The organism is Pseudomonas sp. NY11955, assembly GCF_048068035.1.
Lineage (GTDB): Bacteria > Pseudomonadota > Gammaproteobacteria > Pseudomonadales > Pseudomonadaceae > Aquipseudomonas.
Window position 1 is genome coordinate 450,131 of sequence record NZ_JBLUPS010000001.1, and the last position, 26,312, is coordinate 476,442.

16 protein-coding genes are annotated in these 26,312 nt (G+C 63.1%); 11 read left to right on the plus strand and 5 right to left on the minus strand.

All coding sequences use genetic code 11. The annotated features are described in order from the left end of the window. Positions 1-198 precede the first annotated feature (198 nt). The 3 genes from ACNFBR_RS02005 to ACNFBR_RS02015 all read left to right on the plus strand — a co-directional run bounded on the left by ACNFBR_RS02005 (position 199) and on the right by ACNFBR_RS02015 (position 3,684). Positions 199-1,515, plus strand: a complete 1,317-nt coding sequence (locus ACNFBR_RS02005) for a murein hydrolase activator EnvC family protein (RefSeq protein ID WP_416733462.1) — start codon at positions 199-201, stop codon at positions 1,513-1,515. 78 nt (positions 1,516-1,593) lie between these two features. After that, the gene (locus ACNFBR_RS02010; protein WP_416733463.1) at positions 1,594-2,910 is read left to right on the plus strand and encodes a S41 family peptidase; all 1,317 of its coding nucleotides are present in this window, start codon (positions 1,594-1,596) and stop codon (positions 2,908-2,910) included. A gap of 9 nt (positions 2,911-2,919) precedes the next feature. Next, positions 2,920-3,684, plus strand: coding sequence for a divergent polysaccharide deacetylase family protein (locus tag ACNFBR_RS02015; RefSeq protein ID WP_416733464.1), 765 nt, complete (start codon positions 2,920-2,922; stop codon positions 3,682-3,684). A 5-nt stretch (positions 3,685-3,689) separates the two neighbouring features. On the opposite strand, the gene ACNFBR_RS02020 is transcribed toward ACNFBR_RS02015, so the two are convergent. Both ACNFBR_RS02020 and ACNFBR_RS02025 read right to left on the minus strand, forming a co-directional pair. Continuing rightward, positions 3,690-8,327, minus strand: coding sequence for a dermonecrotic toxin domain-containing protein (locus ACNFBR_RS02020; protein ID WP_416733465.1), 4,638 nt, complete (start codon positions 8,325-8,327; stop codon positions 3,690-3,692). A gap of 145 nt (positions 8,328-8,472) precedes the next feature. Further along, positions 8,473-10,476 (minus strand): BCCT family transporter, encoded by a 2,004-nt coding sequence (locus ACNFBR_RS02025; protein ID WP_416733466.1) that lies wholly within the window; start codon positions 10,474-10,476, stop codon positions 8,473-8,475. 476 nt (positions 10,477-10,952) lie between these two features. On the opposite strand from ACNFBR_RS02025, the gene betI reads away from it, so the two are divergent. The 7 genes from betI to trxC all read left to right on the plus strand — a co-directional run bounded on the left by betI (position 10,953) and on the right by trxC (position 22,343). Next, positions 10,953-11,609, plus strand: a complete 657-nt coding sequence (betI, locus tag ACNFBR_RS02030; RefSeq protein ID WP_416733467.1) for a transcriptional regulator BetI — start codon at positions 10,953-10,955, stop codon at positions 11,607-11,609. A gap of 39 nt (positions 11,610-11,648) precedes the next feature. Continuing rightward, the gene (gene betB, locus ACNFBR_RS02035; RefSeq protein WP_416733468.1) at positions 11,649-13,121 is read left to right on the plus strand and encodes a betaine-aldehyde dehydrogenase; all 1,473 of its coding nucleotides are present in this window, start codon (positions 11,649-11,651) and stop codon (positions 13,119-13,121) included. A 77-nt stretch (positions 13,122-13,198) separates the two neighbouring features. Further along, positions 13,199-14,896, plus strand: coding sequence for a choline dehydrogenase (gene betA, locus ACNFBR_RS02040; RefSeq protein WP_416733469.1), 1,698 nt, complete (start codon positions 13,199-13,201; stop codon positions 14,894-14,896). A gap of 263 nt (positions 14,897-15,159) precedes the next feature. After that, positions 15,160-16,902, plus strand: a complete 1,743-nt coding sequence (locus ACNFBR_RS02045) for a potassium/proton antiporter (protein ID WP_012274619.1) — start codon at positions 15,160-15,162, stop codon at positions 16,900-16,902. A 35-nt stretch (positions 16,903-16,937) separates the two neighbouring features. Continuing rightward, on the plus strand, positions 16,938-20,246 hold the full coding sequence (mscK, locus tag ACNFBR_RS02050; protein WP_416733470.1) for a mechanosensitive channel MscK: 3,309 nt from the start codon (positions 16,938-16,940) through the stop codon (positions 20,244-20,246). 147 nt (positions 20,247-20,393) lie between these two features. Beyond that, positions 20,394-21,854, plus strand: a complete 1,461-nt coding sequence (gene selO / locus ACNFBR_RS02055; protein ID WP_416733471.1) for a protein adenylyltransferase SelO — start codon at positions 20,394-20,396, stop codon at positions 21,852-21,854. Between the two features lie 54 nt (positions 21,855-21,908). Continuing rightward, entirely contained in the window at positions 21,909-22,343 is a 435-nt protein-coding gene (gene trxC / locus ACNFBR_RS02060; RefSeq protein WP_016712483.1) for a thioredoxin TrxC, read from the plus strand. A gap of 372 nt (positions 22,344-22,715) precedes the next feature. Here the strand turns inward: trxC and ACNFBR_RS02065 are convergent, their stop codons facing one another. After that, positions 22,716-23,489 (minus strand): ParA family protein, encoded by a 774-nt coding sequence (locus tag ACNFBR_RS02065; RefSeq protein WP_416733472.1) that lies wholly within the window; start codon positions 23,487-23,489, stop codon positions 22,716-22,718. A gap of 76 nt (positions 23,490-23,565) precedes the next feature. After that, positions 23,566-24,465, minus strand: a complete 900-nt coding sequence (locus ACNFBR_RS02070; RefSeq protein ID WP_416733473.1) for a LysR substrate-binding domain-containing protein — start codon at positions 24,463-24,465, stop codon at positions 23,566-23,568. 167 nt (positions 24,466-24,632) lie between these two features. Between ACNFBR_RS02070 and ACNFBR_RS02075 the strand changes: the two genes are divergently transcribed. After that, positions 24,633-25,820, plus strand: a complete 1,188-nt coding sequence (locus tag ACNFBR_RS02075) for an MFS transporter (protein WP_416733611.1) — start codon at positions 24,633-24,635, stop codon at positions 25,818-25,820. 36 nt (positions 25,821-25,856) lie between these two features. Here ACNFBR_RS02075 and ACNFBR_RS02080 read toward each other — a convergent pair whose 3' ends face one another. Then, a complete protein-coding gene (locus tag ACNFBR_RS02080; protein WP_416733474.1) occupies positions 25,857-26,204 on the minus strand; it encodes a YgiW/YdeI family stress tolerance OB fold protein in 348 nt (115 codons plus the stop codon). Positions 26,205-26,312 lie beyond the last annotated feature (108 nt).

Consider the following 26,312-nt stretch of genomic DNA (forward strand, 5'->3'; position numbering starts at 1 on the left):
ATTCGCAGCACAAGGCTGCTCCTACAAAGGCTTGCGTGATATTTGTAGGAGCAGCCTTGTGCTGCGAATGGGCTGCAAAGCAGCCCCTTTGCACATGAATTCCAGACAAACGCCCCCCTGCACCCGCAGCGAGGCGTTTTTTTTGCCCGCCCAGGCGGGCATACTAGGCCAGTCTCCATCCTTGGTACGCCAAACCCCATGCTTCGCGCCCTGATCCTCCTAGCCCTGTCTTGCCTGCTCAGCCCGGCCTTCGCCGATGAGCGTGCGCAGACCCAGCAGCAACTGGACGCCACCCGCCAGGACATTGCCGAGCTCAAGAAGACGCTGGGCAAGCTCCAGGAAGAAAAGGCCGGTGTGCAAAAAGACCTCAAAGCCACCGAGACCGACATCGGCAACCTGGAAAAGCAGGTGGAGGCCCTGCAGCAAGAACTAAAAAAGACTGAAGGCGAGCTGGAGCGCCTTGATACCGAGAAAAAAAAACTCCAGAGCGCCCGCGTTGAACAACAGCGGCTGATTGCCATTCAGGCCCGTTCGGCCTACCAGAACAACGGTCGCGAGGAATACCTCAAGCTGCTGCTCAACCAGCAGAACCCTGAGAAGTTCGCCCGCACCCTCACCTATTACGACTACCTGAGCAAGGCGCGCCTCGAGCAATTGCGCACCTTCAACGAAACCCTGCGCCAGCTGGCCAACGTCGAGCAGGACATTTCCAGCCAGCAACAGCAGCAGCTGGCCCAGCGCGCCGACCTCGACAGCCGTCGCCAGGCCCTGGAAACCGAGCGCGGCAAGCGCCAGCAGGTGCTGGCCAAGCTCAACAGCGATGTGAAGGACCGCGACCAGAAGCTGCAGGCACGCGAGCAGGACCAGGCCGACCTGGCCAAAGTGCTCAAGACCATCGAAGAAACCCTCGCCCGCCAGGCCCGCGAGGCTGAAGAAGCCCGCAAAAAAGCCCTGCTGGCCCAACAGGAAGCGGAAAAACGCCGCCAGCAGGAAGCGCTGGCCGCCGCTGCCGCCCGCGACCGGGCCCGTGAGCCTGCAGAGCCTGTGGAGCCGCCGAAAAAGGCGCGCACCACCCTCGGCCCACTGGTTTCCAGCGATGGCGCGAACTACGGCGGCGCATTTTCTGCCGCGCGGGGCAAACTTCCATGGCCCGTCAATGGTCGACTACTGGCACGCTTCGGCGATGCCCGCGGCAGCGATGCCCGTGCCAAGTGGGACGGGGTGATGATCAGCGCCAACCCGGGCACCCAGGTACGTGCGGTGCACGGTGGGCGCGTGGTGTTCGCCGACTGGTTGCGCGGCGCCGGGCTTCTGGTCATTCTCGACCATGGCAACGGTTACCTGAGCCTGTACGGCCACAACCAAAGTCTGCTCAAGAGCGCCGGTGATATCGTCAAGGCCGGTGAAGCCATTTCCACGGTTGGCGACAGCGGTGGCCAGGACGCGGCAGGCTTGTACTTCGCGATCCGCCAGCAGGGCCGGCCTACCGACCCTTCGCAGTGGTGCCGGGGCTAGTCAAATTTCTACGGCGTAGCCCAAGTGCTGCGCCGATGCTCCCCAGGGAGCGCTTACAGGATCAGGAGTTCGTTCGACATGCTGCACTCGCCTCGTCTCACCCAGCTGGCCCTGTCCATCGCCCTGGCGGTCGGCGCGCCCCTGGCCACTGCCGCGGAGCCGACCAAGGCCGCCGCAGTACCCGCCACCGAGGTGACCGCCAAAGCGCCACTACCGCTGGAAGAGCTGCGCACCTTCGCCGAGGTCATGGACCGCATCAAGGCCGCCTACGTCGAACCGGTAGACGACAAGACCCTGCTGGAAAACGCCATCAAGGGCATGCTCAGCAACCTTGACCCGCACTCGGCCTACCTTGGCCCCGAGGACTTCCAGGAACTGCAGGAAAGCACCAGCGGCGAGTTCGGCGGGCTGGGCATCGAAGTGGGCCAGGAAGACGGCTTCATCAAGGTCGTGTCGCCGATCGACGACACCCCAGCCTCGCGTGCCGGCGTGCAGGCGGGCGACCTGATCGTCAAGATCAACGGCGCCCCGACCCGGGGCCAGACCATGACCGAAGCGGTCGACAAGATGCGCGGCAAGGTCGGCGAAAAAATCACCCTGACCCTGGTGCGCGACGGCGGCAACCCGTTCGACGTGACCCTCGCTCGCGCTGTCATCCAGGTCAAGAGCGTGAAGAGCCAGCTGCTGGAGAACGACTACGGCTACATCCGTATCACTCAGTTCCAGGTCAAGACCGGCGACGAAGTGGGCAAAGCCCTGGCCAAGCTGCGCAAGGACAACGGCAAGAAGCTGCGCGGGGTAGTGCTGGACCTGCGCAACAACCCAGGCGGCGTGCTGCAATCGGCGGTGGAAGTGGCCGACCACTTCCTGACCAAGGGCCTGATCGTCTACACCAAGGGCCGCATCGCCAACTCCGAGCTGCGCTTCTCCGCCGACCCGGCCGACGCCAGCGAAGGCGTGCCGCTGGTGGTGCTGATCAACGGCGGCAGTGCGTCGGCGTCGGAAATCGTCGCCGGCGCCTTGCAGGACCAGAAGCGCGCCGTGCTGATGGGTACCGACAGTTTCGGCAAAGGCTCGGTGCAGACCGTGCTGCCGCTGGCCAACGACCGTGCCCTGAAGCTGACCACCGCGCTGTACTTCACCCCCAACGGCCGCTCGATTCAGGCCCAGGGCATTGTCCCCGATATCGAAGTGCGCCCGGCCAAGCTCACCGCCGAAGCCGACACCGACAACTTCAAGGAAGCCGACCTGCAGGGCCACCTGGGCAACGGCAACGGCGGCGCCGACCGCCCGACCGGCAGCAGCAAGCGCAAGGAACGCCCGCAGGATGACGACTTCCAGCTGAGCCAGGCCCTGAGCCTGCTCAAGGGCCTGAACATCACCAAAGGCGACTGACCACACCCCATGCGTTATCTGCTGTTCACGCTGTTCTGGCTCATGGCCGGCGTCGCTCAGGCGGCGCCGGCAAAGGCCTACATGAGCATCATCATCGACGACCTGGGCCAAAGCAGCGAACGCGACAGCCGCACGCTCGCCCTGCCCGGCCCGGTGACCATGGCGATCATGCCCGACACTCCGCACGCCAGCGACTTCGCCCGCCAGGCCCATAAGGCCGGCAAGACGGTGATCCTGCACATGCCCATGGACCCCGCCACCGGGCCCTATGCCTGGCACCCTGGTACGCCATTGACGGAACTGGCCAGCCGCTTGCAGGCCGCTCTGGCCAAAGTCCCCTATGCAGCGGGTATCAACAACCACATGGGTAGCCGCATGACGGCGCAGCGCGAACCCATGGCCTGGCTGATGGGCGAACTGCAGCAACGCCACCTGTTCTTCGTCGACAGCCGCACCAGCGCCGCCACGGTAGCTGCCGCCGAGGCCCAGCGCCTTGGCCTGGCCCATGTATCGCGCGATGTGTTCCTGGACGACATACGTACACCCGAGGCCATCGCGGCTCAGTTGCAGCAAGGCGTGACCCTGGCCCGCAAGCAGGGCTCCGCCGTGCTGATTGGCCACCCCTACCCGCAAACCCTGCAAGTGCTGGAACGCGAGATACCCCGGCTCAGGGGCCAGGGTATCGAGGTGATCCCGCTGCGCCAGATGATCGCCGAACGCGGTAACCAGGCCATGCCCGCCCACGGCAAGGGCGGGCATTACAGTAACCGCTGAACCGCTCAGCGGAACGGAATGATGCCGCGGGCCTGCGCATACGTAAGCGGGCCACGGTGGATCCGCTCCCCTCGCAACGCCAGCTTCTGCGCATCGGCGCTACCGTAAAAGCGCTGTCGCCAGGTTTTCAGATGCCCTCGGGTGAAATCCGTGGCGCTGTCAGTCAGGTTGGCAAAATGGAAATGGGCCACCCACAGCGTGCGCCCCTTGCTGTCGCCCGGGTGTGGCAGCCGCCTGATCAGGTACTCATCCACCGCGCTGCCGTCCCTGAGCTGCTTGCGAGGCCCTTGATAGTCGACCCGGACGAGCCCTTGCTGGTGCATGAACGATAGCGCCTCGGCATCCGGGTGCTGGGTCCTGTCGTAAAGCGCCAAAAGCAGCTCGGTCCTGCGACTGGACCACAGCTCGATCAGCTTCCTTGCCTGTTCAGCCAGCCCTTCGTCGACACCCTGCAAGTCACTGGCGACCTGCCGCAGCCGTGTCAGGTGGTCATCGACCAACCCCGACAGAATATGCCCTCGCACGTCACCCTCGATGTACTCGCTTGCCTTGCGCTCGACCAGCGCCTGATCAGCCAGCAACTGCTCGGCCTGCGCCTGCAATTGCAGCACCTCACCCGTGAATGGCTGCGGCCCGGCGGTCTCGCCCGCAACAACCTCAACCCAGCCGCCGTGCCCATCAGCCTCGAAACGGTGCAGCATGTCGTGAGTGAAGGCGTCACGCACTTCCAACCGCTCGTCGTCCAGCCAACTGGCCACCACCAATTCACCCTTGCGCGTGCGTACCGGCAACTGCCGGGCCAGGCTTTTGACATACACCGGATACCGCGCAGGTAAAGCTACCCCATCCTGCTCGGCAACAGCTTCTTGCAACTGCTCGCCGACCATGAGCTTGAGAGCATTCAACTCGGCGGCGTAGCACTTGAGCATGTCTGCATCGACCAGCGCCGCACTGTGGCTGGCAATGTCGATGCTGTTGATGATCGCAGTGGAATACTCATCCCAAGCATTCTGCAGAATTTCGATACGGTCACCGGCAGACACGTTGCCGGTGAGCAGTTGGGAATGCGCACTGGCCGCGCTGGTCAAGGAGGGTGGCGCCAGCTCCTGGCTATAGCGATACGATGCTCGCCATTCGGAGGGATGATTCAAATCGACCACCAGGTCGCGGTAGTTCATCGCCTGATGGAAGCGGATATCCACGGTGGTCATCTGTCGGCTTGTGAGCAACTTGCTTTTCGTGATCGCTGGCGTACCCGCGACCATGACTGCCTCCGGCGGGAGCTCGGCCATGAATGCATCCAGATCGATGCTGGCCTGGATCATGCGTGCTTGCACGCCCACTGTTTCACGTAACAGGTTGCGGTATACCTGATACTCCGCGTGTACCGAGGTGATCGGCTCACCCTTGAGGAGCTGCGAGATTCGATGGAGCTCGGGATAGCCGGCTTGCAGCTTGAGCTCGCCCAGGATATTGCAGCTGTACACCACCACGTTGCGCCTCGCTGTCTCCAGAAAGCGTTGAGCGGCATCAGCATTGAAACCGCCTCTGATGCCAGGTTTACGCTGCAACTCCAGCAACCTGGGCATCTGCGTGAGGATCGTCCTGTCATGCGCGACGGCTTGCTCCATCATTCGGGTCAAGGCCTTACGCTCATCGCTCAAATGCGCCTGCTTGCTGGCGATACCGGCCTTGTGGTGAGTGACCAGCTTGTCGAGCTGTTCGGCTGTCAGGGTGCCAGCACCTTGCTGCAACTGCGCCAGGCTCTTCTCCTGCAGGTTCAGCTTGCCCTCCAGCGCGATCACATTCAGGGTCTTCTCGGTGATCTGCGGCCTGATCGCGTCGCCGTCGGTCATGCTCGCACTCACCTGTTGGTCGATACGGTCGAGCTCTGCCTGCATTTTACTGGTGCGTCCGGGCTTGGGCATTCCGCCCAGGAAGCCGGTGCGGATCTTCCACTGCTCACCACGCCACAGCCATGGCCCCAATTGGCCGCCAGGGCCGACCATGCGCACATCATGGTTGAACTGCCGCACCTCGAAACGCTCACCCAGTAGTTCGACATAACGCTGACCGTCCTTGCGGTAGAAGCCATCGCTATCCTCGCCAACCCCACTCAAATCAACCGTCGCAACCAGCTCCTGCAATGCCCGCAACTGGGCCGCAGGCCCCGGTCCCCAACCCGTCGGAAACATCAATGGGCTCGCTTGCGCAGGCGCCAGCGCGCGCTTCACGACAGGTGCTTGAACCGCCTGGCGCCCAGCAACCGCATCGATAAGCGCAGGTATCGGTACGGCAGACTGAGCCGGTGTGACCTGAGGGAGCCGAGAGTGCGCCAGCAATATGGACAGATTGCCCACGATATCCATCAGCGCCATAGACCTTTGCGCCTCGCTCTCGCCCAACCGCTGCAAGTCATTACCTAGCGCCACGAGTGTCGATACCAGCCAGGCGACCACGGCGACCGGCCCTCGCAGCACAGGCGTCAGAACGTTGAATAGCAAGCCGCCGGCTTCGAGCAAGGCGCTCCAGCGCCTTTGTGCATTGGAAACGCTTTGCCGGTCGGCCAGTTCGATCAGCATCTGTTGCTTGGCGCCGAACAGGTGGGCGTCCACGTCCACCAGCCAGGGCCGGAACTTCAGCTCGGCCGGCTTGGCGCTTGCCAGTTCGACCACTTCATACAGGGGCACCAACAGCCCAGCCGCTGTATGCGTCCAGCCCGTTATGCGGCGCGGCCGGAGAAAGCCGCCGTCCTGATAGATCCCTCTGGCAGCCTCGCCTAGCCAGCTCAGCACGCGCTGCTGCAGAGTTGCATCGCCGCGCACGCCAGCAACCAGCGCGCCGGGCTCGGCGAAGGCGCGCAGCGGGTTGCTCCGCTCGTACGGGCAGTAGAGCAGCCAGGCATTCGGCCGGTGCAGGCGAATCACGAACATGCCCCTGACCGTATCGCCGGGTCTGTGGCCAGGTACCTTGAAGGCCAGCGGCGCGATGTCGACGTTCACCTTCAGATCCCTGCCGCTTCGGCAGAACTCCGCAAGGGCTTGCCATGCCTCGCGCCAGAGGCCACCTTCGACTTTCAATCGCAAGGCATCGAACAGCAGTTGCATTCGCCACTCACGGGCGTGACAGCGAATGCGCTCACGGCGTGCAAGCGGATCGTCAAGCAGCGCGCTGACATGCTGGGGGTAATGGCCGCCAATATCCACCTTGGCGACCAGCGCCTTGAGGTAGTCGGCGTTCATCCAGCCCATGATCAGTTGGTTTTCCCGATGGCGGATCGCGACGATGCTGCCATGCCCCAACGCACCGAGATTGCCAATGGCCAGATCGGTCAGGCTCAGGTTGCGCTGGCTGACCACGCCATCACCGGCGCCGATCGCCGCGCCGCCGGGGACGCCGAGGGCGTCCTGCACGGTAAGGATAAGATCATCCGCGAAATAGTTGGCCTCTTGCGGGTAGTCGGCGAGCATCTGTTCGCGCAGCCGTTGACTGGCGTAGGTATGCAGATCGGGCACACCATCGAGCGAGGTTGCCCCCTTGGACTGGGCCTGCTCGACGGCCATGTCCAGCATAGCCACCTGATACTCAAAGCGATCTTGGCTGCTGGCCTGCGCCAGCCAGCCGGGCAAGACCGGTGCGGGCCCCTCGAAAAATACCTGCTCGAAAAACACGGCTGATGGGTCGCTCGCCTGGGCGAACCAGGCTTCCATCTGCTCCAGCGATGCTATCGCCTGCCAGGGTGGGCTCTCGATCTGCTGCAACAGCCAGCCGAGCAGCAGGCCCGACTGCTGCAGAAACGGGTCACCCGACAGTGGATGAAGGCTCCAGATCAGCCGGTCGAAGTCATGACGCAGCGCCAACCGGTCGCGCAGATCGAGCGAAAAGTCCTCGAACGAAGCGTAGACATCCACCCGACCAGAAGGCGAGCACCACAGCAGCAGGTGCCGCTCATCGCGCTCCAGCGACACCAGCAGGTCTGCAAGGACTTCGAGCCGCTCCTGCCCCGCCAGCGAAAGCGTCACCTCGATCGCACTGACTTGCATGGAGTCCGTTCGCCCACTCAGCAAATCGTACAGGCACATGCGGGCGTCATCGCTCAACTCCGGCGACCGAACGTTACCCAGCAACGCCGTACGCAGCGCTTGCTGCATCCAGCGATGCTGGCTGACGCCGCAGTCGTCGGTTGCAGCGCACGGCTGTGAATTCCAGTAATCGATCTGCGCCTGGCGAAAATGCTCGGGCAGCGCCAGCAGCAATGCATTGAAGGCATCGCTCGCCTCATTGAGCGACAGCGTATCGAACGTGCTGTCGGAGCCGCGAAAACGATAAGGGTCGGCCAAGCCCAGGAAGTGGCCGCGAGGCTCGGCGCCGCGCAGATCGAGCGGCGTACCGTCGAGCAGAGCCTGGAGCACAACATCCACCAACGGCTGGGTCTGCCAACTGGGACTGTGCTGCGCCGGACGTATCAAGCGCAATGGGTTGGCATCCGTCAGCATTGGCTGCACGCCCGCGAGGCTTGGCAGCCGTGCCAGCAGCAGTGCGAAGACCTGCTGGCTGGTCACCTGGCGTAACGTGGGGCGATCGGCGAACTGGCGGGCACAGGCCTGCTTGAGATCGGTGATTGAAGCATTTGCACTGGCCATGGCATGGGTCCTTTTGTACGAAAGACAGAAGGATGCGCAGACACCTACCGGCATCTGGCAGTGCATATGGCTATGTTCACCGCGCCACAATGCAAAGGGCCCGGTTCTCGCGAACCGGGCCCTTTGCCTTTCAACCAGCTCTGGCTCAGCTGTACACACGCCCCAGCAACTGGCGGTGGCTTTCGAACTGGTCCAGCACGTCACGCACGATCTGCTCGGGCGCGAAGCCCATCAGGTCGTACTCCTGGCTGCCATCGTGCAGGTACACCTCGGCACGGTAGAAGCGCTGGCGTACTTCCGGTTCGCCCTCCACCGGTGCTTCGCTAGGTGCGGCCATGTAGCCGTCCAGGCTCACTTCGTAAACGAAGGGGTTGCCCTCCTCCATCATCACTCGCAGGCCCATCATGTTGCGCGACTGGCCAACGCGGGTTTCCACCTCGAAGCCCAGGGTCTGCAGCTGCGCGGCAGCTTCCTTGAGCGCCGGGGTAACCTGCTTGTCCATGAAGCGCTGCACCACGGCCTGGGTCGGCTGCAGCTCCAGCTGGGTCAGGCGTTCGCTGAAGCCGCGGCGGCCACGGGCGGCCAGCTCGGCGCGCTCCTGCTCGACTGCCACGTCCTGCTTCATGGCCTTGTACAGGCCGAACATGAACAGCACCAGCACCACCGAGAACGGCAGGCCCGCCAGCACCACCATGGTCTGCATGGCTTCGAAGTTGCCGGCAAACAACAGGCCGATGGTGACCAGGGTGATGACCACCGACCAGAACACCACCATCCAGTGCGGGGCGTCTTCGTCGACCTTGCCGCCTTTGCACGACAGGTTGGCCATCATCACCGCACCGGAGTCGGCCGGGGTGAGGAACAGCACGAAGCCGACGAACACTGCCACACCGATCACGACCTTGGCCGCCGGGAAGTATTCCAGCAACTGGTAGATCGACATCGACGGCTGTTCCAGCGCGGTCTTGCCCAGTTCCACGGCGCCCTGGTTGATCACCAAGTCCAGTGCGGTGTTGCCGAAGATCGACAGCCAGGCCAGGGTGAAGCCCAGCGGGATCAGCAGTACGCCCATCACCAATTGGCGCACGGTGCGGCCCTTGGAGATGCGGGCAATGAACATGCCGACGAACGGGCCCCAGGAGATCCACCAGGCCCAGTAGAACACGGTCCACAGGCCCAGCCAGCGCTCGGACTTGCCGGCTTCGCCTTCATACACATAGAGGTCGAAGGTTTTCAGCACGATGCCGTTCAGGTAGTCACCGATGTTCTGCACGAAGCCGTTGAGCAGGTGCAGGGTTTCGCCGCCCAGCAGCACGAAGATCAGCAGGCCGCTGAACAGCATGATGTTCAGGTTGGACAGGCGGCGAATGCCGTTTTCCACACCCGAGACCGCAGCCACGGTGGCCACACCGGCCATGACCAGAATCACCACCAGCAGGTTGGTCTTGCTGTGGTCCATGCCGAACAGGTATTCCAGGCCCGAGGACACCTGCATCGAGCCGATGCCCAGGTTGGTCACCAGGCCCAGCAGGGTGACGAACATGCCAAAGATGTCGACGGCGTTGCCGGCAGCGCCCTTGACCCAACGCTCGCCGACCAGTGGGTAGAGCGCCGAGCGCAGGGCCAGTGGCTGGTTGTGGCGGTAGGCGAAGTAGCCCACGGCCAGGCCGACCAGGGCATAGATTGCCCAGCCATGCAGGCCCCAGTGCAGGAAGGTCAGCTGCAGGCCCTGGCGCGCGGCTTCGAGGCTGGCCGGAGTGCCTTCCGGGGGGTTGAAGTAGTGGTCCAGCGGCTCGGAGGCGCCGAAGTACAGCAGCGAAATACCGATACCGGACGAAAACAGCATGCCGGCCCAGGCGCCATAGCTGAAGTCAGGCTGGTCGTCCTTGCCACCCAGCTTGAGGCTGCCGTAGTCGGAGAACGCCAGGTAGACGACGAACAGCAGGTAGCCGCAGATGACCAGCATGTAGTACCAGCCAAAGGTACGCGTCAGCCATTTCTGGGCCACGCCCAGCACTTGGCCCGCGGTTTCGGGTACAGCGATCAACAAGGCAGTCAGAACAAGGATCATCAGCGCGGAGGTGAAGAACACCACGCGGTTGACCCGTACCCTCTCGGCGGGGGGCTTGGTAAGTGAGGCAGAACTCATTGCACGAATGCTCCGGGCAGTACGGCTGTGGAGGCTAATCAGTCTTTCCCGAGCAATTGGTGGAATATCCCCACTGCGTCAGGTGTTATAAAAGCACCCTGGAAACCGTGATCCCGAATCGATACGTTGCAAAAAAACAGACAGGTGGCCTGCTGAAAATGCCACGCCTCAACTGAGGTGCGCGCATTCGTCACAGATCACCCCGCCCGCTCCAAGGGCCTGCCGCAGGGCCAATGACCGTACGGCAGAATCTGCATTTCGCATCGCTCATGCCCGTCAACGCCTTGTATTCCGGGGGTTACGCGATTTCCTGGGGTGTCAATCCGTGCCTTCTCGACCGCCTGAAAAACTGTCAATGGCACAAATTGTCGCAGAGCTTATTCTTTATTGATTGAACGTTCAATCAAAACAAAATAGACTGGCCTTCGCCGAGTCAGCCGCCTGTCGTCTGCTCGCAGGCCTGAGGAGATAGCAAGATGCCCAAGGTCGGTATGCAACCCATCCGCCGCCAGCAGTTGATCGAAGCCACGTTGCAGGCGGTCGATCAGGTCGGTCTGGGGGACGCCAGCATTGCGCTGATTGCCCGTTTGGCCGGTGTGTCGAACGGCATCATCAGTCACTACTTTCGGGACAAGAACGGCCTGATCGCAGCGACGATGGGTTACATCATGAACATGCTCAACGAAGGCGTTCGAGCACGTCGCCAGGCCCTGACGGACGACAGCCCGCGCGCCCACCTGAAAGTGATCATCGAGGGCAACTTCGATGCCAGCCAGGTGAACGGCCCGGCAATGAAAACCTGGTTGGCCTTCTGGGCTTCCAGCATGCACCAGCCCGATTTGCACAGGTTGCAGCGGATCAACGACCACCGCTTGTATTCCAACCTGTGCTGCCAGTTCCGCCGCACCCTGCCGCTCTACCATGCGCGCAAGGCAGCCCGTGGCCTGGCAGCCCTGATCGACGGCTTGTGGCTGCGTGGCGCCCTGTCGGGTGATGCATTCGACACCGACCAGGCAATACGGATTGCTTACGAATACATGGATCTACAACTGGCTAAGCAGCACACCCTGGGCACAACCGACCAGGCTGCTGACCAAGCGCGCACGGCCCTTGCCAACCCGGCAGGAGCGTGACGCGCAAGCCAAACCACACACTGCACTTGCGAGGACACTATGGCCCGTTTCGGAACGCAAAAACTCTACATTGATGGCGCTTACGTCGACGCTGGCAGCGATGCCACCTTCGAAGCCATCAACCCGGCCACCGGCGAAGTCCTCGCCCACGTACAGCGTGCTACCGAGGCTGACGTCGAGAAGGCCGTGGAAAGCGCCGAGCGTGGCCAGAAAGTCTGGGCTGCGATGACCGCCATGCAGCGTTCGCGCATCCTGCGCCGCGCCGTCGACATCCTGCGCGAGCGCAACGACGAGCTGGCCATGCTGGAAACCCTGGACACCGGCAAGTCGTACTCGGAAACCCGCTACGTCGATATCGTCACCGGCGCCGACGTGCTGGAATACTACGCAGGCCTGGTACCGGCCATCGAAGGCGAGCAGATCCCGCTGCGCGAATCGTCCTTCGTCTACACCCGCCGCGAGCCGCTGGGCGTGACCGTGGGTATCGGCGCCTGGAACTACCCGATCCAGATCGCCCTGTGGAAGTCCGCCCCGGCCCTGGCCGCCGGCAACGCGATGATCTTCAAGCCGTCGGAAGTCACCTCGCTGACCACCCTGAAACTGGCCGAGATCTACACCGAAGCCGGCCTGCCGAATGGCGTGTTCAACGTGTTGACCGGCAGTGGCCGTGAAGTCGGCACTTGGCTGACCGAGCACCCGCGCATCGAAAAAGTCTCGTTCACCGGCGGCACCACCACCGGCAAGAAAGTCATGGCCAGCGCCTCCAGCTCTTCGCTGAAGGAAGTGACCATGGAACTGGGTGGCAAGTCGCCACTGATCATCTGCGCCGACGCCGACCTGGACAAGGCCGCCGACATCGCCATGATGGCCAACTTCTACAGCTCGGGCCAGGTGTGCACCAACGGCACCCGCGTGTTCATCCCGGCCGAAATGAAGGCTGCCTTCGAAGCCAAGATCGCCGAGCGCGTTGCCCGCATCCGCGTTGGCAACCCGGAAGACGAAAACACCAACTTCGGCCCGCTGGTCAGCTTCCCGCACATGGAAAACGTGCTGGGCTACATCGCCAAGGGTAAAGCAGAAGGTGCCCGCGTCCTGTGCGGCGGCGAGCGTCTGACTGCCGGTGATTTCGCCAAGGGCGCTTTCGTTGCGCCGACCGTGTTCACCGATTGCACCGACGACATGACCATCGTCAAGGAAGAAATCTTCGGCCCGGTGATGAGCATCCTCACCTACGAAACCGAAGAAGAAGTGATCCGTCGCGCCAACGACACCGAATACGGCCTGGCCGCCGGTGTCTGCACCAACGACATCACCCGCGCCCACCGCATCATCCACAAGCTCGAAGCCGGTATCTGCTGGATCAACGCCTGGGGTGAATCGCCGGCCGAAATGCCGGTGGGTGGCTACAAGCAGTCGGGCGTCGGCCGTGAAAACGGCGTCAGCTCGCTGGCTCAATACACTCGCATCAAGTCGGTCCAGGTCGAGCTGGGCGGCTACAACTCGGTTTTCTAAACCCTGTCTAGCCACGCCCGTGCCGCTGTGCACGGGCGCTCCCGCTCCCTGATCACCGCCAACACGAGGGTACTTTCATGTCCCAAGAATTCGATTACATCATCGTCGGTGCCGGTTCGGCCGGTAACACCCTGGCTACCCGCCTGACCGAAGACGCCGGCGTCACCGTCCTGCTGCTTGAAGCCGGTGGCCCCGACTACCGCTTCGACTTCCGCACCCAGATGCCAGCCGCCCTGGCCTTCCCGCTGCAGGGCCGCCGCTACAACTGGGCCTACGAGACCGACCCGGAGCCGTACATGGACGGCCGCCGCATGGAATGCGGCCGCGGCAAGGGCCTGGGCGGCTCTTCGCTGATCAACGGCATGTGCTACATCCGCGGCAACGCCATGGACTTCGACGGCTGGGCAGAACTGCCAGGCCTGCAAGACTGGACCTACCTGGACTGCCTGCCGTACTTCCGCAAAGCCGAAACCCGCGACATCGGCCCGAACGACTACCACGGTGGCGAAGGCCCGGTCAGCGTCGCCACCCCTAAGGCTGGCAACAACCCGCTGTTCCACGCCATGGTCGAAGCCGGCGTACAAGCCGGTTACCCGCGCACTGAAGACCTCAACGGCTACCAGCAGGAAGGCTTCGGCCCGATGGACCGCTCGGTGACCAAGAACGGCCGCCGTTCCAGCACCGCCCGTGGTTACCTGGACCAGGCCAAGAAACGCCCGAACCTGACCATCGTTACCCACGCCCTGAGCGACCGCGTACTGTTCGACGGTAAACGCGCCGTTGGCGTGACCTACCTGGTCGGCGACAGCGAAGAGCGTGTTGAAGCCCGTGCCCGCAAGGAAGTGATCGTCAGCTCCGGCGCCATCGCCTCGCCGCAGTTGCTGCAACGCTCCGGCGTTGGCCCACGCGCCCTGCTGGAAAGCCTCGACATCCCGGTTGTGCACGACCTGCCGGGCGTTGGTGAAAACCTGCAGGACCACCTGGAACTGTACCTGCAGTACGCCTGCACTCAACCCGTGTCGCTGTACCCATCGCTGCTGTGGTGGAACCAGCCGGCCATCGGTGCCGAGTGGATGTTCAACGGCACCGGCATCGGCGCCAGCAACCAGTTCGAGGCCGGTGGTTTCATCCGTACCCGTCCTGAATTCAAGTGGCCGAACATTCAGTACCACTTCCTGCCAGTGGCCATTAACTACAACGGCTCCAATGGCGTGAAAGAGCACGGTTTCCAGGCGCACATGGGTTCCATGCGCTCGCCGGCCCGTGGCCGCATCCAGGCCAAGTCGAAGAACCCGCGCCAACACCCGAGCATCCTGTTCAACTACATGTCCACCGAGCAGGACTGGCAAGAATTCCGCGACGGCATCCGCCTGACCCGCGAAATCATGGCCCAGCCGGCGCTGGACCCGTACCGTGGCCGCGAAATCAGCCCGGGCGCCCATGTGCAAACCGATGAAGAACTGGACAAATTCATCCGCGAGCACGCCGAAACCGCCTTCCACCCGTCCTGCTCGTGCAAGATGGGCACCGACGACATGGCCGTGGTCGATGGCGAAGGCCGCGTGCATGGCATGAAGGGCCTGCGTGTGGTCGATGCGTCGATCATGCCGCTGATCATCACCGGCAACCTCAACGCCACCACGATCATGATCGCCGAGAAGATTTCGGACAAGATCCGTGGCCGCAAGCCTTTGCCGCGCAGCACCGCCAAGTACTATGTGGCGGGTGATGCACCGGTGAAGGGCAAGCCGATGCGGGAGGTGAAACAGGGCTGATAAACCCTGGGGCCGCTTTGCGGCCCATTCGCAGCGCAAGGCTGCTCCTACAGGGCATGCACGTCCCCCTGTAGGAGCAGCCTTGCGCTGCGAAGAGGTCCGCCCAGGCAACACAAGAAAAGGCACCCACCGCGGTGCCTTTTTTACATCTGCAGAAACGCTTTACATGCTGCCAATTCATCAGGTTAGAATCGATTGGCACGCGACCTGCTAGCGACACGCTATCAAGCCCTCTCCCGCCCGTTGTCCCGGAGTACCTGCCTTTGGATGCAAGCACCATCAACAGCCTGTTCCTGATCGGCGCATTGCTGGTGGGCGCAAGTATCCTGGTCAGTTCGCTGTCGTCGCGCCTGGGCATCCCTATTCTGGTCATCATCCTCGCCGTCGGCATGGTCGCCGGCGTCGATGGTGGCGGCATCATCTTCAACAACTACCCCACCGCCTACCTGGTGGGCAACCTGGCACTGGCCGTAATCCTGCTCGACGGTGGCCTGCGCACACGGGTGGCAAGCTTCCGCGTGGCGCTGTGGCCGGCGCTGTCGCTGGCCACGGTCGGGGTCATGATCACCACCGCCCTCACCGGCCTGGTCGCTGCCTGGCTGTTCAACCTGAGCCTGATCCAGGGCCTGCTGATTGGCGCCATCGTGGGGTCCACCGATGCCGCCGCGGTGTTTTCGCTGCTCGGAGGCAAAGGCCTGAACGAGCGGGTTACCGCCACCCTGGAGATCGAGTCAGGCAGCAACGACCCGATGGCGGTATTCCTCACCGTCACCCTGATCGACATGATCGCCAGCGGCCAGACAGGCCTGCACTGGAGCCTGCTGGGCCACTTGCTGCGCGAGTTCGGCATCGGCGGGCTGCTGGGCCTGGGTGGCGGCTGGCTGATGCTGCAACTGGTCAACCGCATCAACCTGGCCGGCGGCCTGTACCCGATTCTGGTGGTTGCCGGCGGCCTGGTGGTGTTCTCGCTGACCAACGCCTTGCACGGCAGCGGCTTCCTCGCCGTGTACCTGTGCGGCCTGGTGCTGGGCAACAAGCCGATCCGTAGCCGCCATGGCATCCTGCATATGCTCGACGGCATGGCCTGGCTGGCCCAGATCGGCATGTTCCTGGTGCTGGGGCTGCTGGTCACGCCACACGACCTGCTGCCCATCGCCCTGCCGGCGCTGGGCCTGGCGCTGTGGATGATTCTGGTGGCGCGGCCACTGTCGGTGGTCGCCGCCCTGCTGCCGTTCAAGGCCTTCCATGGCCGCGAAAAGGGCTTCATTTCCTGGGTTGGCCTGCGCGGCGCGGTCCCGATCATTCTGGCGGTGTTCCCGCTGATGGCCGGCCTGCCGGACGCCCAGCTGTTCTTCAACCTGGCGTTCTTCATCGTGCTGGTGTCGCTGCTGGTACAAGGTACCAGCCTGCCGTGGATGGCCAAGCTGCTGAAAGTGACCGTACCGCCAGACCCGGCACCGATCTCCCGCTCCGCCCTGGAAGTGCACGTCACCAGCGAGTGGGAGCTGTTCGTGTACCGCCTGGGTGCCGAAAAATGGTGCATCGGGGCCGCCTTGCGCGAGTTGAAAATGCCCGAGGGCACGCGCATTGCCGCCCTGTTCCGCAACGAACAGCTGCTGCACCCGTCGGGCAGTACCGTGCTGGAAGTCGGCGACATGCTTTGCGTGATCGGCCACGAGCACAACCTGCCAGCCCTGGGCAAACTGTTCAGCCAGGCCCCGCAGCGTGGCCTGGACCTGCGCTTCTTCGGCGACTTCGTCCTCGAAGGCGATGCCGAACTGGGTGCGGTGGCGGCGTTGTACGGCCTGAAACTCGACGGCCTGGACGCGAAAATGCCGCTGGCGCAGTTCATCCGACAGAAGGTCGGAGGCGCTCCAGTAGTGGGTGACCAGGTCGAATGGCATGGCACGATCTGGACCGTGGCCACCATGGACGGGAACAAGATCCAGAAAGTAGGCGTCAGATTCCCCGAAGGAACGCGACCCGGACCAGGATTGTTCCTCTAAACTTCGTTTCTGCCGGATCCACAAGTAGCCTGCCTATGTCCCTGCGCGTGTACCTTCGCACAGCCCTGCTCGGGCTGTGCCTGTCTCTTCCTTTTGCCGCCTACGCGGCAGAAGCCCCGACCACCGCCAGCATCCAGAACAGCCTCGACAAGATCGCCGAGCGCAAGCTGCCCGAGGCGGACCAGAAGGCCTTGCAGCAAGTGCTCGAACAAACCTTGAGCTTGCTTGCGGCCAAGGAAGACAACGAGAAGAAGCTGGCCGCACTGAAGCAGCAGCTGACCGGTGCCCCCAAGGAGACCAGCGACAGCCAGAAAGAGCTGGCCAGGCTCAAGGAAAGCAAAGCCCAGCCTGTCGCGCAGCGTTACGCCACGCTGACGGTACCGCAGCTCGAGCAGATGCTCAGCGAACGCAACACCCAGCAGGGCGAGTTGCAGAAGGCGCTGTCCGAAGCCAACAGCCTGATCATCAACTCGCAAACCCGGCCAGAGCGCGCCCAAGCCGAAATCAGCAGCAGCCAGACCCGCACCCAGCAGATCAACAACATCCTTAAAACCGGCAAGGATGGCGGCAAATCCATCAACGTCGACCAGCGCAACCAGCTCAACGCCGAGTTGGCCTCGCTCAACGCCCTGACCCTGCTGCGCCGCCAGGAACTGGCCGGCAACAGCCTGCTGCAAGACCTCGGCAATGCGCGTCACGACCTGCTGATCGAGCGCGCAGCGCGCCTGGAGCAGGAAATCCAGGACCTGCAGACGCTGATCAACGACAAGCGCCTGGCGCAATCCCAGGAGGCAGTCACCCAGCAGTCGATCGAGGCCCAGAAAGCCGGCGGCAGCAGCCTGCTGGCCACCGAGAGCGCGGTCAACCTCAAGCTCTCCGACTACCTGCTCAAGAGCACCGACCGCCTCAACGAGTTGACCCAGCAGAACCTGCGCACCAAGCAGCAGCTCGACAGCCTGACCCAGGCCGACCAGGCGCTTGACGAGCAGATCAACGTGCTCAAGGGCAGCCTTTTGCTGTCGAAGATCCTCTACAAGCAGAAGCAGACCCTGCCGCACCTGAAAGTCGACCGCGACCTGGCCGATCAGATCGCCGACACCCGCCTGTACCAGTTCGAGGTCAACCAGCAACGCGAACAAATGAGCAGCCCGGTCACCTACGTCGACAAGCTGCTGGCCGCGCAACCGCAGGAAGAGGTGACCCCGCAGCTGCGCAAGGCCCTGCTGGAGGTGGCCATCACCCGCAGCGACCTGCTGGAACGGCTGAACCGCGAGCTGTCGGCCCTGCTCAACGAATCGATCACCCTGCAACTCAACCAGAAGCAGCTGCTGGGCACCGCGCAGAGCCTGCGCACCACCCTCGACGAACAGATGTTCTGGATTCCCAGCAACAAACCACTGGACTGGGACTGGCTGCGGTATGTGCCAGAGCGCCTGGCCGACCAGGTCGCCAACCTGCCGTGGGGCTCGGGCCTGAAAGAGCTGGCCGACGGCCTCAGCCAGCGCCCCTTGCTGTTTCTGCCACTGCTGCTGGTGATCGGCGCCCTGCTGTGGCGACGCAAATACTTGTACCAACGGCTGGGCAAGGTGCACCAGGACATTGGCCATTTCCGCCGTGACAGCCAGTGGCACACGCCCCAGGCGATCCTGATCAATATCCTTCTGGCGATGCCGGTCAGCCTTGGCCTGGCGCTGTGCAGCTACGCCCTGCAGATCGACGCCCGCGGGCAGAACGCCAACCTGGGCGCCGCACTCTGGCAACTGGCCCAGGCCTGGCTGGTGTTCTACACCGCCTACCGCATTCTCGCCCCCGGTGGCGTGGCGGAAATTCACTTCCGCTGGCACAAGCCACAGGTCGAGTTCCTGCGCGGCTGGGTACGCCGCCTGGGCACCGTGGTGCTGGCGCTGGTCGGCGTGGTGGCGGTGGCCGAGCACCAGCCGTCGGCGCTGGCCGACGACGTGCTGGGCATCGGCGTGGTGCTGACCTGCTATGCGCTGATGGCCTGGCTGCTCAGCCGCCTGCTGCTCAGCAGCCCCGCGCACCGCGACACCTCGCTGTTCCGCAGGGCTGTGGGCGTAGCGTTCACCGCCCTGCCCATCGCCCTGTTCGTTGCCGTGTGCTTCGGCTACTACTACACCGCGCTGAAGCTCACCGACCGGTTGATCTACACCCTGTACCTGCTGCTGTTCTGGCTGGTGATCGAAGCCGCGTTCGTGCGGGGCCTGTCGGTAGCGGCGCGGCGCCTGGCCTACCAGCGTGCGCTGAGCAAGCGTGCGGCGGCCAAGGAAGGGCTGGATGGCGAAGTGATCACCGAAGAGCCAACGCTGGACATCGAACAGGTCAACCAGCAGTCGCTGCGCCTGATCCGCCTGGCCCTGCTCGGTGGTTTCATCGCCGGCCTGTACTGGGTGTGGTCGGACCTGATCTCAGTGTTCGCCTACCTCAACAACTTTGTCCTGTACGAATACACCAGCGGCACCGGTGCGGCCGCCAGCATGGTGCCGATCAGCCTCGGCGACCTGCTGGGTGCGCTGGTGATCGTCGGCATCACCTTCGCCCTGGCCGGCAACTTGCCAGGCCTGCTGGAAGTGCTGGTGCTGTCACGCCTGAACCTGGCCCAGGGCAGTGCCTACGCCACCACCACGCTGTTGTCGTACACCATTGTCGGCATCGGCATCGTCAGCACCCTGTCGACCCTGGGGGTAAGCTGGGACAAGCTGCAATGGCTGGTGGCCGCGCTGTCGGTGGGACTGGGCTTTGGCATGCAGGAAATCTTCGCCAACTTCATCTCCGGCATCATGATCCTGTTCGAGCGCCCAGTGCGGATTGGCGACACCATCACCATCGGCAACCTGTCGGGCACGGTGAGCAAGATCCGCATCCGCGCCACCACCATCACCGACTTCGATCGCAAGGACATCATCGTCCCCAACAAGACCTTCATCACCGGCCAGCTGATCAACTGGTCGCTGACCGACACGGTCACCCGGGTAACGCTGAAGCTGGGCATCGACTACGGCTCCGACCTCGATCTGGTGCGCGAGCTGCTGCTCAAGGGTGCGCATGAGAACCCACGGGTACTCAAGGACCCGGAACCGATCGTGTACTTCCTCAACTTCGGCGAAAGCTCGCTGGACCACGAACTGCGCATGCACGTACGTGACCTGGGCGACCGCAACCCGACGCTGGACGAGATCAACCGCTACATCAATCGCGAGTTCAAGGCCCATAACATCAAGATCTCGGTACGCCAGGTCGAGGTGTTCCTGATGGACCAGAAGGGCGGCAAACAGCAGCTGATTCCGCTGGAGCAACCCAAGCCGGATGGCACTGCGCCGGCCTAAGCAGGCTCGAATACTTTATCCTGTGCCAATACCCTGCAAGGGCTTCGCCCTCGTTCGCGGGCACGCCCGCTCCTACAAGGGTGGGAGCGGGCGTGCCCGCGAAGGGCCGCAAAGCGGCCCCAGTCAATCTATCTCAGGAGCCGGCCCGTGAAAGCCCTCGACCAACTCAGCTTCGACAATCGCTTCGCCCGCCTGGGCGACGCGTTCTCCACCCAGGTGCTGCCTGAGCCCATCGCAGACCCGCGCCTGGTAGTTGCAAGCGAGTCGGCCATGGCCCTGCTCGACCTCGACCCCGCTCAGGCCGACCTGCCAGTGTTCGCCGAGCTGTTCAGCGGCCACAAGCTGTGGGAACAGGCCGACCCTCGGGCGATGGTCTATTCCGGCCACCAGTTCGGCTCGTACAACCCACGCCTGGGCGACGGCCGTGGCCTGCTGCTGGCCGAGGTACTGAACGACAAAGGCGAGCACTGGGACCTGCACCTCAAAGGCGCCGGCCAGACCCCGTACTCGCGCATGGGCGACGGCCGCGCCGTGCTGCGCTCATCGATCCGTGAGTTCCTCGCCAGCGAAGCACTCCATGCGCTGGGCATCGCCACCAGCCGGGCATTGTGCGTGATCGGCTCCAGCACCCCGGTATGGCGCGAAACCCGCGAAAGCGCCGCCATGCTCACACGCCTGGCACAGAGCCACGTGCGCTTCGGTCATTTCGAGTACTTCTACTACACCAAGCAGCCGGAACAGCAGCGCCTACTGATCGACCATGTGCTGGAGCAGCACTACCCCGAATGCCGTGATGCCGAACAACCTTACCTGGCCATGTTCCGCACCATCGTCGAGCGCAATGCCGAACTGATCGCGCGCTGGCAGGCGTATGGCTTCTGCCACGGGGTGATGAACACCGACAACATGTCGATCCTCGGCATCACCTTCGACTTCGGCCCGTATGCCTTCCTCGACGACTTCGATGCCAACTTCATCTGCAACCACTCCGACGACCGAGGCCGCTACAGCTACGCCAACCAGGTGCCCATCGCCCACTGGAACCTCAGCGCGTTGGCCCAGGCCCTGACCACGGTGATCGAGGTGGAGCCACTGAAGGAGGCACTGGGGCTGTTCCTGCCGCTGTACCAGGCCCATTACCTGGACCTGATGCGCCGGCGCCTGGGCCTGACCACTGCCGAGGACGACGACATGGCACTGGTCGAGCGCTTGCTGCAACGCATGCAGAGCGGTGGCGTGGACTACAACCTGTTCTTCCGCAAACTGGGCGAACAACCGGTGGCCGAGGCGCTGAGGGTGGTACGCGACGACTTCATCGACCTGGCCGGCTTCGATGCCTGGGGTGCAGACTACCTGGCCCGCTGCGCGCGCGAACCCGCCAATGCCGAAGGCCGCCGTGAGCGAATGCATGCGGTGAACCCGCTGTACGTGCTGCGCAACTACCTGGCGCAGAAAGCCATCGAAGCGGCCGAAGCGGGGGATTACAGTGAAGTGCGGCGGCTGCACCAGGTGCTGACCACACCCTTTGAGGAACAGCCCGGGATGCAGGCCTACGCCGAGCGGCCGCCGGAGTGGGGCAAGCATCTGGAAATCAGCTGCTCTTCTTGATTGATGAGTGCGCGACCGGCGATAGCGCCCTGGCAAACAACACAAGGAACTGAAATGTCCGACCCACTGGTAATCCCCTGCCCCCACTGCAACGGCCTCAACCGCCTGCCCGCCGAGCGCCTGGGCGATGCGCCGAAATGCGGCCGCTGCAAACAGGACGTGCTGCTGAGCACCCCCTTCGAGCTCACCGAAGCCAGCTACGCCAGCCAGATCAAAGGTGACCTGCCATTGCTGGTCGACATCTGGGCCGACTGGTGCGGCCCGTGCAAGTCATTCGCCCCCACCTTCGAACAGGCCGCCCGCCAACTCGCTGGCCGCTGCCGCCTGGCCAAGCTCGATAGCGAAGCGAACCGCAACTTGGCCGGGCAACTGGGCATCCGCTCGATCCCTAGCCTGCTGCTGTTCAAGAATGGCCGCGAAGTCAGCCGTCAGGCTGGGGCGTTTCCACTCCAGTCGTTGCTGGAGTGGGTGCGGAGCCAAGGGGTTTAGAGAACGTCAGAGATGGAAGGATTAGTTTCCTCATACCGTTCTGCCTCCAGGCCTGACTACCTCACCGCCAACAAGGGTTCGTCTTGAGAGGTGTGGCGCCTGCAATATCGAGCGCCGCCCGCGCGGCGCATCGCGAGCAAGCTCGCTCCTACATTTGTTTCGGGCCAATTGTTCCTGTGGGAATTGCGCGCGAACGCTTTGGCGCCTGGCGCGATATCGCGTCGTACAAACCAGGCGGTCGCGCGCGCCTGTCACAGGCATAACTGGCCCGAAACAAATGTAGGAGCGAGCTTGCTCGCGATGCGCCGCGCGGGCGGCGCTCGATACCCGCCCCACCACAAAAACCAACCCTTACACTTGCGTGCCTATGCACTAAGCGTTCTCTTCAAGCAGCGAATGCAACTCCACAAACTGCTGCGTCAGCTTGTGCTTTGGCTCCAGGTGAATCAGCGGCAGGCTGGCGTGGTGCGATTCACGCATCTTCACCGAGCTGCCCAGGTACACCGGCAGCACCGGCAAGCCTTCGGCCAGCAACTCGTCGAGCATCTGCTGCGGCAGGCTGGCACGGGACTGGAACTGGTTGACCACGATGCCTTCGACCAACAGGTCTTCGTTGTGGTCTTCCTTGAGCTCTTCGATCTCGGCCAACAGGCCATACAGGGCCTGGCGTGAGAAACTGTCGCAGTCGAACGGGATCAGCACACGGTCGGCAGCGATCAGCGCCGAAACCGCGTAGAAGTTCAGCGCTGGCGGGGTATCGATGTAAATACGCTCGTAGTCCTCGTCCAGCTCGTCGAGCAACTTACGCAGCTTGTTGATCTTGTGCTTGGCCTCAAGCTTGGGCTGCAGGTCGGCCAGCTCGGCCGTGGCGGTGACCACGTGCAGGTTATCGAACGGGGTTTCGTAGATATCGACCTTGTTCTTCTTGCTGAACGGCCCGCTGGACAGGCTTTGCTTGAAGAAATCGGCAATACCCATGGGGATGTCCTCGCCGGTGAGGCCGGTGAGGTACTGGGTCGAGTTGGCCTGGGCATCCAGGTCGATCAACAGGGTCCGATAGCCTTCATTGGCACTGACCGCCGCCAGGTTGCAGGCAATGCTCGACTTGCCCACGCCACCTTTCTGATTGAACACCACGCGCCGCATGATTGACCTCCGTGTTTCAACGAATGCCCGAGTATGTGGCGGCACTGCGGCAATGGCCAGTGCCATTTGCCCTGTATCAGCCCTGGCCGACCACCTGCCCTGTCAACAGCTCGGCAAATGCCTTGGCCATCACCGAGTTTCCGCGCTCGCGCTGCACCAGCCACACCGCCGACATCGCCCCTTCGTCCAGCAGCGTGCGGTACACCACGCCCTCGATGCGCATGCGCTGGAACGACGCCGGCAACACCGACACCCCCAGCCCTGCCGACACCAGGCCGATGATGGTCATTGCCTCCCCCGCCTCCTGGGCAAAGTGCGGGCTGAACCCGGCCTGTCGGGCCAGGCTCAGCAACTGCGCATGCAAGCCGCTGCCATAACTGCGCGGGAAGAACACGAACGGCTCATGGGCCAGGGCCGCCATGTACACACCCTGTTCAGTGCCCTCGGCCAGCGGATGTGAAGCATTGATCACCGCCACCAGCGGCTCGCGGAACAACTCAGTGGCCAGCAACCCTTCCGGCAACGGCATCGGCCGCATCAGCCCCACTTCGATGGACTCGTCGAACACCCCTTCGGCAACATCGCGGCTGCTCATTTCCTTGAGGTTCAGGTGCACCGCCGGGAAGCGCTGGCGAAAGGCGTGAATCGCCTTGGGGATCTTCGAAGTGAACGGTGCCGACGAGGTAAAGCCGATCTTCATCTCGCCCAGCTCACCCAGTTGCGCACGCCGGGCCACATCTGCCGCCTTTTCTACCTGCGCCAGCACCTGCCGGGCCTCTTCGAGGAACAGCCGCCCCGCCTCGCTCAGCTCGACACGACGGTTGGTCCGCTCGAACAGACGCGCCCCCAGCTCTTGCTCCAGCGCCTGGATTTGCTGGCTCAAAGGTGGCTGCGAAATGCCCAGTTGCTGAGCAGCGCGGCCAAAGTGCAGCTCTTCGGCGACGGCGATGAAGTAACGCAGATGGCGCAGTTCCATGAGGGGCTCCGAACAGGTCGCAAAACATCTTAAATAGGTCGAACAATATATTGGATCTAATCATTAGCCGGCTATATGCTTTTTTTTCATTGCGCCAGAGGTACCCGCCCGTGAAAACTGCTGTAGCCCCCCTTCCCGCCGAGCCCGAACCTGCCACCCTGAACGACATGTGGATCGAAAAAGGCACCCCCGCCTTCATGAAGACCGTGCTGGCCCTGTTCAGCGGCGGCTTCGCCACCTTCGCCCTGCTGTACTGCGTACAGCCGATGATGCCGCTACTGTCCAAGGAATTTGCCATCAACGCGGCGCAAAGCAGCCTGGTGCTGTCGGTGTCCACTGCCATGCTGGCGTTCGGCCTGCTGATCACCGGCCCGGTGTCTGACCGCATCGGACGCAAGCCGGTGATGGTCTTTGCCCTGGTCTGCGCCGCCCTTTCCACCCTGGCCAGCGCCGTGATGCCGAGCTGGGAGCTGGTACTGGCCACCCGCGCGTTGGTCGGCCTGTCGTTGAGCGGCTTGGCGGCGGTGGCCATGACCTACCTGAGCGAAGAGATCCACCCGCAACACATTGGCCTGGCCATGGGCCTGTACATTGGCGGCAACGCGATTGGCGGCATGAGCGGGCGGCTCATCACCGGCGTATTGATCGACTTCGTCAGCTGGCACACGGCGATGCTGACCATTGGCGGCCTGGCACTGCTGGCCGCGCTGGTGTTCTGGAAGGTGCTGCCGGAATCGCGCAATTTTCGCCCGCAGACGATGAACCCGCGCAGCCTGCTGGACGGCTTTGTCATGCACTTCAAGGATGCCGGCCTGCCCTGGCTGTTCCTTGAAGCATTCCTGCTGATGGGGGCCTTCGTCACCCTGTTCAACTACATCGGCTATCGCTTGCTGGCCGAGCCTTACCACATGAACCAGGCGCTGGTGGGCTTGCTGTCGGTGGTGTACCTGTCGGGGATCTACAGTTCGGCACAGGTCGGCGCGCTGGCTGACAAGCTGGGCCGGCGCAAAGTGTTCTGGGCCAGTATCCTGGTGATGGCGGGGGGCTTGCTGATGACTTTGGCCAGCCCGCTGCCGATGGTGATCGTAGGCATGCTGGTGTTCACCTTCGGCTTCTTCGGTGCGCACTCGGTGGCCAGTAGCTGGATCGGGCGCAGGGCGCTGAAGGCCAAGGGGCAGGCCTCGTCGCTGTACCTGTTCAGCTATTACGCAGGGTCCAGCGTGGCCGGTACGGCGGGCGGGGTGTTCTGGCACCAGTGGGGCTGGAACGGGATCGGGCTGTTCATTGGCAGCTTGCTGGCGGTGGCGTTGGTGGTGGCAGTGCACTTGAGCAAGTTACCGCCCAAATCGGTGTGAAGCCTTCGCGGGCGCGCCCGCGAAGAGGCCCTCGGATCAGTTGATGATCTCGACAATATCCACATCCACTTCCCGGCTCATCAGGTGCTTCTCCACCTCACCGGTCAGCTTGACCTTGGTCTTGTCGTTGAACGGCGTCGGCGGCAGGTCTTCATCGTCGATTTCAACGGTGATGGTGCCGGTGTTGTCCTTGAATTCGTACTTGTCGTCGTTATTGATCTTCTTGGTCACGAAGCCCTGCAGCACAACCGGGGTGTCATCGGCAGCGTCGTTGGCAGCAGCGACGGTTGTGACCGACTGGGCGCCAGGGCCGGTATAGCCAGCGGCAAAAGCGGCAGTACTGAAAAGCGGGGCAAGGATGAGAGCGAGGTAACGGATTTTCATGAGGATCGGGTCCTGTTTCGGTTTCGATGGGACCAGATTAACGACGTTCGCTGAATTAAAACTTAATGCAACAAAAAGCCCGGCACATGGCCGGGCTTTGCGTTTCAG

Excerpts from the sequence above, each read along its gene's own strand:
- ACNFBR_RS02015 (WP_416733464.1), top strand. The coding sequence starts at position 2,920 with ATGCGTTATCTGCTGTTCACGCTGTTCTGGCTCATGGCCGGCGTCGCT.
- ACNFBR_RS02010 (WP_416733463.1), top strand. The coding sequence starts at position 1,594 with ATGCTGCACTCGCCTCGTCTCACCCAGCTGGCCCTGTCCATCGCCCTG.
- ACNFBR_RS02080 (WP_416733474.1), bottom strand. The coding sequence starts at position 26,204 with ATGAAAATCCGTTACCTCGCTCTCATCCTTGCCCCGCTTTTCAGTACT.
- trxC (WP_016712483.1), top strand. The coding sequence starts at position 21,909 with ATGTCCGACCCACTGGTAATCCCCTGCCCCCACTGCAACGGCCTCAAC.
- ACNFBR_RS02025 (WP_416733466.1), bottom strand. The coding sequence starts at position 10,476 with ATGAGTTCTGCCTCACTTACCAAGCCCCCCGCCGAGAGGGTACGGGTC.
- betI (WP_416733467.1), top strand. The coding sequence starts at position 10,953 with ATGCCCAAGGTCGGTATGCAACCCATCCGCCGCCAGCAGTTGATCGAA.
- ACNFBR_RS02020 (WP_416733465.1), bottom strand. The coding sequence starts at position 8,327 with ATGGCCAGTGCAAATGCTTCAATCACCGATCTCAAGCAGGCCTGTGCC.
- betA (WP_416733469.1), top strand. The coding sequence starts at position 13,199 with ATGTCCCAAGAATTCGATTACATCATCGTCGGTGCCGGTTCGGCCGGT.
- betB (WP_416733468.1), top strand. The coding sequence starts at position 11,649 with ATGGCCCGTTTCGGAACGCAAAAACTCTACATTGATGGCGCTTACGTC.
- ACNFBR_RS02075 (WP_416733611.1), top strand. The coding sequence starts at position 24,633 with ATGTGGATCGAAAAAGGCACCCCCGCCTTCATGAAGACCGTGCTGGCC.
- mscK (WP_416733470.1), top strand. The coding sequence starts at position 16,938 with ATGTCCCTGCGCGTGTACCTTCGCACAGCCCTGCTCGGGCTGTGCCTG.
- ACNFBR_RS02005 (WP_416733462.1), top strand. The coding sequence starts at position 199 with ATGCTTCGCGCCCTGATCCTCCTAGCCCTGTCTTGCCTGCTCAGCCCG.
- ACNFBR_RS02070 (WP_416733473.1), bottom strand. The coding sequence starts at position 24,465 with ATGGAACTGCGCCATCTGCGTTACTTCATCGCCGTCGCCGAAGAGCTG.
- ACNFBR_RS02065 (WP_416733472.1), bottom strand. The coding sequence starts at position 23,489 with ATGCGGCGCGTGGTGTTCAATCAGAAAGGTGGCGTGGGCAAGTCGAGC.